This window comes from Actinophytocola xanthii (genome assembly GCF_001921205.1).
GTDB classification, from domain to species: Bacteria; Actinomycetota; Actinomycetes; order Mycobacteriales; family Pseudonocardiaceae; genus Actinophytocola; species Actinophytocola xanthii.
On sequence record NZ_MSIE01000071.1, the window covers coordinates 1 to 13411 of the forward strand.

Genomic DNA, 13411 nt, shown 5'->3' on the forward strand with positions numbered 1-13411 from the left:
AGCCCGGCGTGTCGGGCCGGAAACACCGATCTTGGAACAGTCCCCCTGGTCACAGAACGCCCTCTTCTGCCGATGAGCGGATGGGGCATTACCTCCGCTTGATCCGGTCGGGCGTTGACTGCGGGTTGTGTGGAGGCTGGGTGACGACGGGGATCGGTGGGTGCACGCCCTGAACGGCCTCTATCTCCTCACACTCGCCGTCGCTGGGATCGCCACTCTTGTCACGTTTCCCGTCGGCGTGGACTGGTTGGTTGCCCTGGCGCTGGTGTTGGTGGGAACAGGCGTGCGGCGGAGCGTGGTCGCGTGCGGGGTCGTCGTCGGGGTGGGGGCGGCGTTGTTCCCCATGTTCTCCGCTGTGGCGTTCGGCTTGTTGCCGATCACGTTCGTGCGGCTGCCGCGGGTCGCGGCGGTCGGGGTGGGGGTGTTGGCGACCGGGTTGCCGCTGGTGTTGCAGCCGCTGCTGCGGGACTGGTTCGCCGGTGGCGGCTGGCAGCCGGGGACTGTCATCCGCTTCGGACCTGCCTATGTGGGCCTGGTCGGGATCGCCCTGCCGATAGTCACCGGGATGTGCACCGCTGGTGCGGTGCAGGCGTTGCGATGGCAGAACCGGCGCCGGCAGGAGCTGCTCGACCAGCTCGTGGCCACCCGCGCCGAGCTCGCGGAGGCGACTCGCCGTGCGGAGCGGCAGCGGCTCGCCCACGAGTTGCACGACACCCTCGCCCAGGGTCTGGCCGGTGTGCTCGTCCAGCTGCAGGCCGCCGAGCAGCACCTCGACGGGCCGGGTGCCCTGCTCGTCGCTCGGGCCCGCCAGTCCGCGCGGACCTGCCTGGCCGACACCCGCCGCGCTGTCGAGGCGTTGCGGCCCGAACAACTCGACCGCGGCGACCTCGCGGTGGCCGTCGCCCAGGTCTGTGCGCGGTTCACCGAGATGACCGGGGTGCCGGCCCGCTCGACCGTCCGCGGGGTCGGGCGTCCCGACGTCGACGTCATCGCCCTCCGGATCGTCCAGGAAGCGCTGGCCAACGCCGGCAAGCACGCCGATGCCACCGAGGCCGTCGTCGACGTCGACCACCGGGCCGGCGCTCTGCACGTGACGGTCCGCGACGACGGTCAGGGGTTCGACCCGAGCGAACCCGCGACCGGGTACGGCCTGGCCATCATGCGTGAACGGGTCGCCGCCGTCGGTGGCACCCTGTCGATCACCAGCGGACGAAGTGCCGGGACCACCGTGACTGCCGTTCTGCCCACCGGGGAAGGCGCATGACCGGACCGATCCGCGTTCTCGTCGTCGACGACCACGCCGTCATCCGGGACGGCATCGCGGCCATGCTCGATCCGCACGACGACCTCCTCGTCGTCGGGACGGCCGCCGACGGCGCCGACGCGGTCAAGCTGGCCACCGCGTTGCGACCGGACGTCGTCCTCATGGACCTCCGCATGCCCGGCGTCGACGGGGTGGCCGCGACCGCTCGCATCAGTGCGCTCCCGTCCCCACCGCACATCCTCGTGCTCACCACGTACGACTCGGATGCCGACATCACCAGGGCGATCGCCGCCGGCGCGCTCGGCTATCTGCTCAAGGACACCAGCCGCGACGACCTGCTCGACGCCATCCGCGCCGTCGCGGACGGCGTGTCGGTCCTGACGCCCTCCGTCGCAACCACGCTGGTCCGCCAGCACCGCGCCACCCGGATCGAACCGCTGTCGACCCGTGAACGGCAGGTGCTCACCCTCGTCGCCGGTGGCGCGACCAACCGGGAGATCGCTGCCGCGCTCAAGATCTCCGAGGCCACTGTCAAGACCTACCTCACCCGGATCTTCACCAAGCTCGAGGTCGGCGACCGCACCGCGGCCGTCACCGCCGCGCTCGCGCAACGCCTCATCACGCTCCCGGTCGTCGACTGAGCCCCGCTCATCCGGCAGGCGCTGTCGCCCAACCGGATGACACGGCTGTCGGCCGACGAGTTCGGGAAGGCCACGACGTTCGCCCGTCGCGGCCTCAACCGCATCCGAACCAGGCTTACCCCATGACATCCCTGCGACGGCGCGCCATCCTCCGCGGGGCGGTGGCCGCCACAGCCGCTGCCGGTACCACCGGCACCGCAAGCGCCGCACCGACCACCCGAACCGGGAAACCCCGATCCGCTGTCGACGGCCTGCTGAACCTGTTCGCGGCCACCCCGGTCGTCGCGCTCGACGAGGGCGCGCACCACCTCCAGGACACCTGGGACTTCCTCGCCGTGGTAATGCAACACCCGAGGTTCGACGCCGTCGACGCGGTCGTGGTCGAGTTCGGCAACTCGCGGTACCAGAACGTGGCGGACGCCTACGTCTCCGGCGAGATCGTCCGCAGGTCCGACCTGCAACCGATCTGGCGCGACACCACCCAGAGCCCGAACTCGAACGGCGACTTCCCCGCCCTGGAACGGGTCTTCAGCCTGACCAGAGCGATCAACCTCTACGGAGGAAGGACCCGACCGCTGCGGGTGCTGCTGCCCGACCCGCCCATCGACTGGCTCAGCGTCACCGGCTCGGACGACCTGTTCGCACTACTCCCCCAACGCAACCAGACCTGGTCGAACGTGATCATCCGCGAGGTCCTCGACCCAGGGCGGCGCTGCATCGCTGTCGGCGGTGGCACACACTTCTTCCGCGGCCTCCCCAATCCTTCGAGGACGGTGACCGCCATGATCGAGCAGCGCCACCCCGGCAGCGTCAGCGTCGTGCGCACGCACTCGACGGTCGCCGAGGGCAGGGAAGCTGCCGTCGAGGCGACAGTCGCAGGATGGCCCCGGCCCGCCATCGCACCAGCCCGACGCATCGCCTACGGCGCACTGCCGGCGACCGACGTCTTCGGACCCGGCTCCTACCCGCCCGGACTCATCGAAGGCCTCGCCGACAAGACCGTCGCCGACCTCTGCGACCACGTCCTCTGCCTCGGCAGACGCACCGAGCTGACCTCCGCCGTCCTGGACTGGCAGGTCTACTACGAACCCACCTACTGGGCCGAGCTGAACCGGCGTAAAACGCTCGTCTACCCCACAAGCGACCTCGAAGACCTCCGACACGAAGGCGAGCCCACCATGTTCCCCAACTGACCATAACGACCGCCACCCGAGCCGGGCATCCTCGGGGTGACCGGCGGTTCAGCCCATGCAGGTGCGTACGCGACTCGGTCGTCAGTGGTATGAGCACACCGGGAGTTCAGTCAAGGAAGGGCGCTCGACGCCACGCGTAACCGATGCGGTTGACCACGCCGCGCGGTCTGAAATGCTCTCTCAGGCCGAGAAGATAGCCCGCTGCTCCACCGTGCCGGATCGCTCGCTGCTGGGACCGCGAGTGTCGACTGGCTGTGATACCGGTCTCGGCACTGCCGTCTCCGTCGCGTCGTCGTTCCCGCGGTGCGGTGCGCGAACCGAGGTACTCGCCGTGCAACGGCCTGGGTTCACCCGCGAATCACCGACGCGGGCCTGTTGCGGTGGCCTCTGGCCAGCAGTTTGGCGTGTAGCCGTTGCAGCTCCGGGCTCGGGTCGGTCCCGAGCTCGTCGGCGATCCGCCGACGAACGTCCTCATATCGCTGCACCGCCTCGGCTGGGCGGCCTCGACGATCCAGCACCACGAGCAGCCTTGCCCACAACGACTCTCGCAGTGGATACCTGGCCGTCAGGTGCTCCAGCTCGGCGGTCAGCGACTCGTGGGCACCGTTGCGGATGTCGATGTCGATAAGTCGCTCGAATCCGGTCAGGTACCGCTCGACCAGTCGCGGATACTCCGTCCGCCGCAACCGATCTGAGCTTACGTCCTCGAGCGGCTCACCCCGCCAGAGCGACAACGCCTCGGCCAGTTGAGCCCTCTCGCTACCGCTGTCCGTGGTCCGAGCGGCATCCTCGAGCAGGCGCACGAACCGCAACGCGTCGACGTCCTGCGGGTCGGCACGCAGGCGCAGACCCGTCGGATGCGTCTCCAGGGTCGGCGTGCCGAGCGCGCCGCGCAGGCGCGCCGCATAGGTCTGCAGGCTTCGCCGGGGATCGACGGGTGGCTTGTCCCCCCACACGATCTCCGTCAGCTGGTGCACCGAGACCATACGCCCCGCCGACATCGCCAAACCCACCAGCAACGTGCGCAGTCGTCCCGCTGCGAGCGGCACCGGCCGACCCTCTACCTCGACCTGAAACGGCCCCAGAACGTTCACCGCGAGCACTGGCATGACTACCCCCATAGTCAGACCGCCGCGCAACTCGGTCTGCTGGCTGCCCTACGTGACAACGGAGTGGCCGAACTCGCCTTGCGGGCAGCCGGTTTGTCCCCCGAAAGCCTCGACTCCATCCGAACCACTGTCGAGCGCATCCGGCAACTTGAAGGGCTGGACGACTAGGGTTGATCGACTCTGGCTCGGTGGAGGAACCTGGAAGGTGCCAGATCGCATGCGGTCGCCGGGAAGGTGAATGTGCGCAAACTGGTCCGACGCTGTCAGGTGAAGGTCGAACAGCTCGACATCCCGGAGCCTTTCGACGTCGGCGAGCTTTGCCGGCGGGCTGGAAGGCCCGGGGCAAGCCCGTCAGAATGGCACCGTTGCCCTTCGCCGGCACGTCCACCTGCGGGTTGTGGCTCGGCACGGCGAGCGCCGACTTCATCTTCTACGAGGCCCACACCTCCTCGGCGCACCAGGATCACATCATTCTGCACGAGCTGGGACACGTGCTGTGCCACGAACACGACGGCTCTCTCGACGAGGACCTGTTGCGTACGCTCTTTCCCGCGCTCAGCCCCGCACTCGTACACCAGGCCCTCGGCAGGACGCGCTACTCGGCCGTCGAGGAACAGGAGGCGGAGGTGTTCGCCTATCTCGTGCAGGAGCGGGTGTGGCGGACACGAGCCACACCCGCAGAGCTCACCGTCGAGGGATCAGCGAACGCCCACACCCACGAAGTGCTTCGCAAGATCGCTCGGCAACTGGAGCGCTGAATGGTCCAGGCCATTCTCGCGACGGTCATTCTCGCCGCGGCCATCTCCCTCGTGGTCCAGCTGACCCGCTGGGCGCGCCTGGTCAGAACCGACCCGAACGAGGCACACGAACTTCGCAGCTCCGTGGTATTCCGTCTACTGCTGGTCGTCGGGCTGGCCCTGGGACATCCGGAGATCTACTTCTTCGTGCACAGGCTGTTCGGCGTCCCTGCGCTCCCACAGCTGCTGCAACACCTCGCCGGCGTGGCTATCGCCCACCAGCTGCTGAACCAGGTCTTTCGGTCGGTTCTGCCAGAGGAGCGGGCCCGCCGGGCGGCTCGCGTCTGGGCGATCGGGTTGGGGCTCAGCTCGGTCGGCCTGATCACGTTCTACGTGCTGGGCCCGCTTCCCAACCGGCTGCCAACGATCTCCTCCCGGTATGCCGACAGTCCCTGGGTCGCCGAGTACCAGATGATCGTGGTCGCAGTTCTCGGTCTGACGTCCGGGGCGTTGTTCTGGCTCGGTACCAGATACAGCAGACATGCCGCGCCCGGGCCACTGCGGGTAGCACTGCGACTGGTGCAGATCGGCGGCGGGCTCTCCGTCGTGTCCATGCTGCACCGGCTCGTGTTTCTGGTGGTGATCTCCGCTGGCGGCCACCTGCCCTGGTACGAGTCCGGCGCCGACGGGGTCCAGCTGTACCTCACGGGACCCTCTCTGCTGTGCATTCTGGCCGGCATCACCATGCCGAGATGGGGACCTCGGCTGCTGGCCTGGCGACGACACCGGCGCTGGTACCGGCGGCTGCGTCCACTGTGGCTCGCTCTGTACCAGACGGACCGGGACGTAGCGTTTCTGCCGCCCCGGCCGGCGCTCGTCGAGTCGCTCACCGTCACCCAGATGCATTTTCGCCTTCACCGGCGCGTACTCGAGATCCGCGACGTGCTCATCGGGCCTTTGCGCGGGCACCTCGATCCGGCCGTCCTGAACCGGGCCAAGGAACTGGCCGCGGACTTGCCGGAGTCGGAACGTTCGGCGGTCGCGGAAGCGGCGTACATCGCGGCCGCCCTCCACTCACGTGCACGGGGCATGCCGTCACGGCCCGGCAACTCCCCCCTGCTGCACACCGGAACCGCCGATCTGGACGAGGAAGCGGCGTGGCTCGCCGCGGTCAGCCAAGCCCTGCGCACATCGCCCATCGTGGGTGAGGCGAAGCTGAAGCACGCCTGAAGCGCCGCCATGGCGAACTGGCGCGAGCCATCGTGAGGGACCGACGAGGTGAACCGGCGGGGGCGTTCGCACGCCCCCGCCGGTCCGGAGTTTCAGATCAGGTGCAGATGAACCGCAGGTTGTCGACGTTGTTCTGCGCCTGCGGCGGGAGGAATCCGTACGAGCTCTCGTTCGCCGTGAACACGACCGTCGCGCCGTCCTTCAGCTGCCAAGTCCCGCTCGTCATGTTGTTGATCGAGCTGATCCGGTTCCGCACGCCCGACGACAGGTCGTAGGTCCATCCACACGGGATGGCGCCGGAGATGTCGATGAGCCGGTTCGTCGGGTTGGGGCCGAGATCGTCCCAGCCGCAGAAGTGGTACAGGGTGCAGGGGTAGTCTTCCCGTCCCAGCGCCGAGTTCCCGGACGTGTCCGCGGAGGCCGTGCCGGCCCCTGTCGTGGCAAGCACGACACTGATCGCGGCGGCGCCCAGCGCGCCTTTGAGCATCCTTGACATGTGCGCGTCCTTTCGGTCGGAAGGTGCTTGTCGCCTGTGGTGCAGGCGAGGTCCAGTCCACTCCGAGGATGCGTCAGATCAGCTTCAGAACGACTTCACGGCCGCCGTCAGCGCCGATGGCCAGGCGGGTGGACGGGGTCATCGACAGGGTCGACATCGGTCCGACCGTCATGTCCGATCACAGCGCGCTGATCATCGCGCGACGACCGTCAGTGGGGCGATAGGAAGCCCAGACGATCAACCGCAGGGAACGTCCCGAAAAGCACTCTTTGGAGTGCTGATTCGGTTGTTCGGGAACTTTGAGTGAGATCCGACGGCGGCCGACTCCGCCGTGGTGCCCCTGTGGGTGATCCGACTTCTGTCGTGTTTGTTTTCGTGTCGTCGCTGGCTACGGTCGGCGTCCACACGGTCCGCGGTACTGGCGGAACAGTGTTTCCGTTGCGATGCTTGCGCCGGTACCAGCGCATGATCTGCACCGAGTGGACGGTCGGCCTACTGGACCTGCACCCGATGGAATGGTCTTTGGCGAGGTGGAGATGACGGCTGACGAATCGTCCGGCAGCGCACCGGCGGGAAAGGTGTTCCCGGTCTGGGCGCGGTGGAGCGTGGCTCAGCTGGCCGCGACCGGTACGTTGTTCTTGCTACCGGACGGGGTGCTGCGGTGGCTGTCGGCGCTGGCGCTGGCCGGAGTGAGCACGGCCGTACTGGTCGCCTCGGCCCGGCGCCGGCGGGCCGAGGCGAGCGTGTGGCGGGTGCTGGCGCTCGCCCAGGTGGTGCTGCTCGGCGCCCTCACCGCTCGCTACCTCTGGCCCGCCCTGTTCGACGCGGACGCTGCGATGTCGCTGTTCGGCGCCGGCTGCTTCCTCGGGGCGGAGGCGGTGTCGATGGTAGGTGTGGTGGTGCTGGCGCGGAGCCAGGGAGTCGACCGGCGCAGCGTGGTCGACGCGGCCATCTTCGGCGTGGCGGTCGCCGTGTTCGTGTGGGTGGTCTGGTTGGCGCCGGTCGCGCGGACGGCGGCCCCGACGGCGGGAGAGCACGTCCTGGCCGCCACGCTGGTCGGCTGCTCGGTGGCGCTGCTGGCAGGGGTGGTCGCCGGCGCGAGACGGAACTGGGGACGGTCGGCGCTGCTGACGGCGTGGGCCCTTCTGGTGTTGGTGGGCAACGTCGCACTGTCCGCCGCCGTGCTGGTAGGCGTCCAAGGAGTCGCGGACGGGTCGTGGCCGTGGTGGTTGCTGTCGCTGCCTCCGCTGACCGCCGCCGCCCTCTGCCCGCCGTCGGCCACCCGGGGGCGGCGAACGGCCCCACAGTGGGTCCGCTACCTGGTCCTGTGCGCCGGACTGGCGCCGCTGCCCCTGTTGCTGGTCATCCGCGCGATCCAGTCGTCGGTCGAGGACGTGGCCGTGCTCACCGCCGGGTCCGTCGTGATCGCCCTGCTGGTCGTGGTCCGCCTCTCGACCGACACCGGCGGCGTCGAACTGGACGGCCCCACCCTGGCGGCACTGCGGCGCGCGGCGCTGCGGCTGTGTGCGGGGTTCGTGCTGCTGGCGCTGCTGCCGCTGGTGGCGTTGGCGTCCCTGGCGGTGTACGAGGCGAACCGGACCGTCGACGCCGAGGTCACCCGTCGGCTCCGAACCAGCGCCGACGTCGTCGTGGCCGGGGTGCAGAACCAGCTGGCGGGGTTCCGCACGCTGGTCGAGTCCTACGCCGAGCGGCCCGACCTGGTCGCCCGGCTGTCGGCGAACCAACCGGCCCCGTTGCGGCTGCAGGCCCACGTCACGTCACTGCGGTCGCAGAACACCGCTTTCGCGAGCGCGTGGGTGGCGGACACGAACGGCACCGTGCTGGCCCTGGACCCCCCGCCGCGCCTGGCCGGCATGGACATCTCCGACGAGGACTACTTCCGGGGCGTGGTGGCGACACGAGAGCCCTACCTTTCCGGCAGCCGCCGGACCGCGTCCGGCATACGGGTGGTAACCCTGGTCGCGCCGGTCATCCACGAGGGGACGCTCATCGGTGCGGTGGGGATGGACTACCGGCTGGTGGCGTTGACCGCCTTCGCCGACGGGCTGGGCGAGGCCCAGGACGTCGAGCTGACGCTGCTCGACGGTCGCGGCGGACTGCTCGCCACGACCGGCACCGCGGCGAGCGGCCCGCAGGCGGCGGCGGCCCTGGCCGGGCGCGGCGGTGCCAGCCGCGAAACCAAGGGCGGCGTGGAGGTGGCCACCGCCTACGAGCCACTCCCCGACCTCGGCTGGGCCGTTATCGCCGAGGTGGACGCCGAGGACGCCTTCGCCGCCGCGGGACGCTTCGCCGGGCGGGTCCTCGCGGTCGCGTCACTGCTCACCCAGGTGCTGCTCGCCGGCATGGTGGCCGCGATGGCAGCACTACGCCACCGGCACATCGCCGAACAGGCGCTGGCTCAGCAGGAGCGACAGCTCGCCGCGACACTGACCGAACTGGCCGCCGCACGGGACCAGGCGGTGGACGCCTCCCGGATGAAGTCTGAGTTCGTGGCCAACATGAGCCACGAGATCCGCACCCCGATGAACGGGGTGATCGGCCTGACCGGACTCCTGCTCGAGACCGAACTGGACGACCAGCAGCGCGACTACCTGACCATGGTGCAGAACTCCGCGGACACCCTGCTCACCATCATCAACGACATCCTCGACTTCTCCAAGATCGAGGCCGGCAAGCTGGAAATCGACCCGGGCGACTTCGACGTGCGGACGGCGGCGGAGGAGGTGGCCGCTCTGATGGCCACCACTGCCCAGACCAAAGGGCTCGAGATCAGCGTGGTGGTGCACCCGCCCGTGCCACTGATGCTGCGCGGAGATGCGCACCGGATCCGGCAGGTGCTCAGCAACCTCGTGTCCAACGCGGTCAAGTTCACCGCACGGGGTGAGGTCGTCATCGAGGTCGACGTCGGCGACCCGGATCCGCGAAGCGGCAAGCGGCAGGTGGAGTTCGCCGTGCGCGACACCGGCATCGGCATCCCGCCGGACCGGCAGGCCCGCCTGTTCGACGCCTTCACCCAGGCCGACGCCTCCACCACTCGCCGCTACGGCGGCACCGGGCTCGGGCTGACCATCAGCCGGCAGCTGGTCGAGCTGATGGGCGGCACCATCGGCGTCACCAGCAAGCCCGGCCGAGGCAGCCGGTTCCACTTCACGCTGCCGCTAGCCGACGCCGCCGTCCAGACAGCCGAGGACCGGGGCGCCTGGAACATGCACGGCGTGCGCGTCCTGGTCGTCGACGACAACGCCACCAACCGCCAGGTCCTCAACGACCTACTGTCCACCTGGTCGGCCCGGCCGCACTGCGTCACCGACGCCGCGTCCGCCCTCACCGCCCTGCACCAGGCGGTCACCGCCGCCGACCCGTTCGCGGTCGCGCTGCTCGACATGCAGATGCCCGACCTCGACGGGCTAGGGCTCGCCCGCGCGATCAGCGGCGAGCCTCGGCTGAGCGGCACCCGGTTGGTCATGCTCACCTCGACCGACCACGCGGGCGACGCGCGGGCCGCGCGGGAGAGCGGGGTCAAGGCATACCTGACCAAACCGGTACGGGCCGCCCAGTTGCGCAAGGCCCTGCTGCAACTGCTCGACCGAGCCGTCCTGGACCAAGGCGAGATCCCCGATCCGAGGCCCGCGCCCACCCTCCCCGCCGAGCGGGAGCGGACCGAGCAGGAGCGGACCGCCCGGATCCTCGTGGCCGAGGACAACGAGGTCAACCAGCGGGTCGTGGTAGCCATGCTGACCAGCCTCGGCTACCGCGCCGACGTCGCCGCGGACGGGGAGGAAGCCCTGCGGATGGTGCGGACGGGGAACTACGCCGCGGTGCTGATGGACTGCCAGATGCCCCGCCTCGACGGCTACCAGGCCACCGAACGGCTGCGCAGGCTGCCGGCGCCGCTGAACCGCACCCCGGTCATCGCGCTCACCGCCTCCGCGCTCGCCTCGGACGAACAGCGCTGCCGGGAGGCCGGGATGGACGAGTTCCTCACCAAGCCGCTGCGGCGGGCGCATCTCGACGCGGTGCTCAAGACCACCCTCACGCCCGACGCGGCGGGACGCTAGAGATCGACCTCTGCCCAGTCCCGCCGCGGTCGTGGTTCAGGCGCCGTGCTGTCATGCTGTTCGCGTGAGCAGATAGCTCCGTGTCGTTTTTCCAGGTCCAGGCTTAGCTTCGGGCGGTGGCGAACGAACTGACGATTCCGCTCCTGCCCTGCCCATCCATCGACGAGATCGCGTCGTTCTACGAGATGCTCGGCTTCGAGATCACCTATCGGCAGACGCGGCCGAACCCGCACGTCGCGGTGCGACGAGAAGACATCAACCTGCACTTCTTCGGGATGGATGGCTACGACCCGGCGCAGTCGTACAGCTCGTGCCTGGTCATCGTTGCCGACACCAGCGAGCTGTTCGAGGCCTTCGCGGCGGGGATGCGGTCCGTGCACGGAAAACTGCTCTCTCCGGCATCCTGCGCAGGACCAGGCCGCGGCTGCGCACCGACCGGTACACCGGGTTCACCGTCGTCGATCCGGGTGGCAACTGGATCCGGATCCACCAGGCCGCCACGGAACCCGACGCGCAGACCAAGCTCGCCAAGGCCATGGAGAACGCCGCGAGGCAGGCCGATGCGCGTGGCGAAGAACGCCAGGGGCTGAAAATCCTGGAAGGCGCGCTGAAGCGGGCGACCGGCGACGAACCGGAGTTTCAGGCAGCGCAGGAGTACCGCGACGAGCTCGTCGAACGGATCAAGGAGTCTGGGCCGCAACCAGAGAACAGCCAGCGGTCCAGCCCGAACTCGATGGGCACGGTGTAACCGGGCGGGGCGGGCGAACTCCCGGAGACCTCCGACCGCGACCGGCAAGCTGCAACCACTATCGAACCCGGACCAGCGGGCCGGCACGATCGACACAGGCCGCATTCGCAGCACGCTCCCTATCCCGAGAGAGATTGGGCCAGCGTGTTGGTGTCCCAGCATCTGCTGGACGATCTTAACGTCGATCCCGACGCGCCAGAGACGCGGCCGTGTGGTGGCATGCATCAGCGCGCATGGTGTCGCGGTTAGGTAGCAGCGGCGTTGGCGGCCGCGCAGTTGTCGATGTATCTGGCGCGAGGTTCGGCGTTGAAATATTCCGTACCGGCGGGGGCGGCCGAGTCAGAGTGCCGACTGGCAGTAAGTGGAACAATGTCTCTGCTCATGGGTGTAATGTGCACGAAAGGGGGATCCATGACAGCCTCAGCGTGGATGGTCAGAGCAGGACGACATGGGGAACGAGCCGAGCAGGCCGTTCGCGAAGGGCTGGCGATCGTCGGGTGGACCGGACTGCCTGACCTCAGCACCTGTAATACGCGGCGCGACGTGCGCCGGCTGCTGGGCGAGGCCTTCCCGAACCGCACCAACTACCTGCTCGGAAACTGGGCGGGTCAGCTGTGGCGGTTCAGCCACCTGATCGCTGTCGGCGACCTGGTCGTCCTGCCGCTCAAGACACACGGCACATTCGCCATCGGCGTGGCGGCTGGGCCTTACCAGTTTCGATCTGACGCTCCCTTAGGAACACAGCATGTGCTACCGGTGACCTGGCAACGCACCGAGGTCGCGCGGGAGGAGTTCCAGCCTGACCTGCGGAACACGCTCGGCTCACTGCTCACGGTCTTCCAACTGACCAGACACGATGCCCCCGCCAGAATCGCGGCGATCGGTGCGGGCAAACCGGACCCGGGATGGCGGTCCCCTGCGGCCACCACCGATTCCACCGCGAGTGCCGAGGAAATCTGGGCTCAGGTCGCCGCTGGGGAGCAGGTGATGCTGAGTATCCGGGATCTGCTGGGGCTCTGGGGGTTTTCCCGACGTACCACGCTGTCACTGGACGTAGTAGCCACGGAGCTGGACGAACGCGGCATCGTGACCCGGCCACCCTTCACACGCGGACGCATCGACTCCGTGGTCGAACTGATCGCCTTGTCCACGGAGCCGGCAGAGGCCGAGGACACGACAATCACTGCGGAACAGGATGAGCCGGAGACCCACCACATGAGCGTGCGGATCAGGAACATCCTGCCCGACGACCGTCTACCGGTGACGATCAACAGCGATGCAACGCTTCTCGACGCGATCACGACGATGCTGGGCTACGGTGTGGCGCAGCTCCCCGTACTCGACGGTACCCATGTACTGGGCGCGGTCAGCTGGGAGTCCGTTGCGAAAGCGCAACTCAGCAAGTCGAACCCCACGCTGCGGGACGCGAGTACCTCGCCCGTGCACATCGTGGACCAGAACGAGGATCTGTTCGGGCGGATCGACGAGATCGAGCGTAACGGTTTCATTTTCGTCAAGGGCGACGGTCATCACATTGTCAGCGTCCTCACGGCTAACGACCTCGCTCGGCAGTTCGGCACAATGGCACGACCGTTCTCGCTGTTGAGCGAGGCGGAGCTGCGACTGCGGAGCCAGGTACAGAAGTCACTGCCCGAGCAGTTCGCCCAACACACGCCGAAATGGGGTACGGCGCCGACCTTCGGCCAGTACAAGAACATCCTCGACAAGCCAGAGGCATTCGAGCAACTGGGCTGGCCGTTGGACCACCGCCGGTTCCTCGACCTGTTGGCCGCTGTCGTCGCCATCCGCAACGACCTCATGCACGTCTCCAAAGACCCGCTCACCGCACAGCACCTCAATGCCATCGAGTCTTTCGTGAAGATGCTGCGACTGGTGGACCAGATGTCGTAGCAC

The 13411-nt window shown here is 68.5% G+C and carries 11 protein-coding genes; 9 read left to right on the plus strand and 2 right to left on the minus strand.

Annotated features, from left to right (window positions below; translation table 11 throughout):
• Positions 1-238 precede the first annotated feature (238 nt).
• From BU204_RS30830 to BU204_RS30840, 3 genes are all read left to right on the plus strand, one after another.
• On the plus strand, positions 239-1264 hold the full coding sequence (locus BU204_RS30830; RefSeq protein ID WP_158073534.1) for a sensor histidine kinase: 1026 nt from the start codon (positions 239-241) through the stop codon (positions 1262-1264).
• Positions 1261-1905: a response regulator gene (locus tag BU204_RS30835; protein WP_075129314.1), complete on the plus strand. Its 645-nt coding sequence runs from the start codon at positions 1261-1263 to the stop codon at positions 1903-1905. Before BU204_RS30830 ends, BU204_RS30835 begins: the two co-directional genes overlap by 4 nt.
• Before the next feature lie 122 nt (positions 1906-2027).
• Positions 2028-3098 carry a hypothetical protein gene (locus tag BU204_RS30840; RefSeq protein WP_143229877.1) on the plus strand — a complete coding sequence of 357 codons (1071 nt, stop codon included), beginning with the start codon at positions 2028-2030 and terminating at the stop codon, positions 3096-3098.
• 347 nt (positions 3099-3445) lie between these two features.
• Here the strand turns inward: BU204_RS30840 and BU204_RS30845 are convergent, their stop codons facing one another.
• Positions 3446-4201, minus strand: coding sequence for an AfsR/SARP family transcriptional regulator (locus BU204_RS30845; RefSeq protein WP_158073535.1), 756 nt, complete (start codon positions 4199-4201; stop codon positions 3446-3448).
• A 362-nt stretch (positions 4202-4563) separates the two neighbouring features.
• Between BU204_RS30845 and BU204_RS30850 the strand changes: the two genes are divergently transcribed.
• Complete coding sequence (locus BU204_RS30850) at positions 4564-4965, plus strand: ImmA/IrrE family metallo-endopeptidase (RefSeq protein ID WP_075129317.1); 402 nt, start codon at positions 4564-4566, stop codon at positions 4963-4965.
• Positions 4966-6174: an MAB_1171c family putative transporter gene (locus BU204_RS30855; protein ID WP_075129318.1), complete on the plus strand. Its 1209-nt coding sequence runs from the start codon at positions 4966-4968 to the stop codon at positions 6172-6174.
• A 97-nt stretch (positions 6175-6271) separates the two neighbouring features.
• Here BU204_RS30855 and BU204_RS30860 read toward each other — a convergent pair whose 3' ends face one another.
• Positions 6272-6670, minus strand: coding sequence for a hypothetical protein (locus tag BU204_RS30860; protein WP_143229879.1), 399 nt, complete (start codon positions 6668-6670; stop codon positions 6272-6274).
• 536 nt (positions 6671-7206) lie between these two features.
• Between BU204_RS30860 and BU204_RS30865 the strand changes: the two genes are divergently transcribed.
• The 4 genes from BU204_RS30865 (at position 7207) to BU204_RS30875 (ending at position 13408) form a co-directional block, all read left to right on the plus strand.
• Entirely contained in the window at positions 7207-10749 is a 3543-nt protein-coding gene (locus BU204_RS30865) for a hybrid sensor histidine kinase/response regulator (RefSeq protein WP_158073536.1), read from the plus strand.
• A 116-nt stretch (positions 10750-10865) separates the two neighbouring features.
• Positions 10866-11339, plus strand: a complete 474-nt coding sequence (locus BU204_RS30870) for a VOC family protein (protein ID WP_233160785.1) — start codon at positions 10866-10868, stop codon at positions 11337-11339.
• Entirely contained in the window at positions 11285-11497 is a 213-nt protein-coding gene (locus tag BU204_RS41585) for a hypothetical protein (RefSeq protein WP_233160787.1), read from the plus strand. The genes BU204_RS30870 and BU204_RS41585 overlap by 55 nt, the downstream gene beginning before the upstream one ends.
• 429 nt (positions 11498-11926) lie before the next feature.
• Positions 11927-13408 (plus strand): CBS domain-containing protein, encoded by a 1482-nt coding sequence (locus tag BU204_RS30875; protein WP_158073537.1) that lies wholly within the window; start codon positions 11927-11929, stop codon positions 13406-13408.
• Positions 13409-13411 lie beyond the last annotated feature (3 nt).

Excerpts from the sequence above, each read along its gene's own strand:
- BU204_RS30865 (WP_158073536.1), top strand. The coding sequence starts at position 7,207 with ATGACGGCTGACGAATCGTCCGGCAGCGCACCGGCGGGAAAGGTGTTC.
- BU204_RS30840 (WP_143229877.1), top strand. The coding sequence starts at position 2,028 with ATGACATCCCTGCGACGGCGCGCCATCCTCCGCGGGGCGGTGGCCGCC.
- BU204_RS30835 (WP_075129314.1), top strand. The coding sequence starts at position 1,261 with ATGACCGGACCGATCCGCGTTCTCGTCGTCGACGACCACGCCGTCATC.
- BU204_RS30850 (WP_075129317.1), top strand. The coding sequence starts at position 4,564 with ATGGCACCGTTGCCCTTCGCCGGCACGTCCACCTGCGGGTTGTGGCTC.
- BU204_RS41585 (WP_233160787.1), top strand. The coding sequence starts at position 11,285 with ATGGAGAACGCCGCGAGGCAGGCCGATGCGCGTGGCGAAGAACGCCAG.
- BU204_RS30875 (WP_158073537.1), top strand. The coding sequence starts at position 11,927 with ATGGTCAGAGCAGGACGACATGGGGAACGAGCCGAGCAGGCCGTTCGC.
- BU204_RS30855 (WP_075129318.1), top strand. The coding sequence starts at position 4,966 with ATGGTCCAGGCCATTCTCGCGACGGTCATTCTCGCCGCGGCCATCTCC.
- BU204_RS30860 (WP_143229879.1), bottom strand. The coding sequence starts at position 6,670 with ATGTCAAGGATGCTCAAAGGCGCGCTGGGCGCCGCCGCGATCAGTGTC.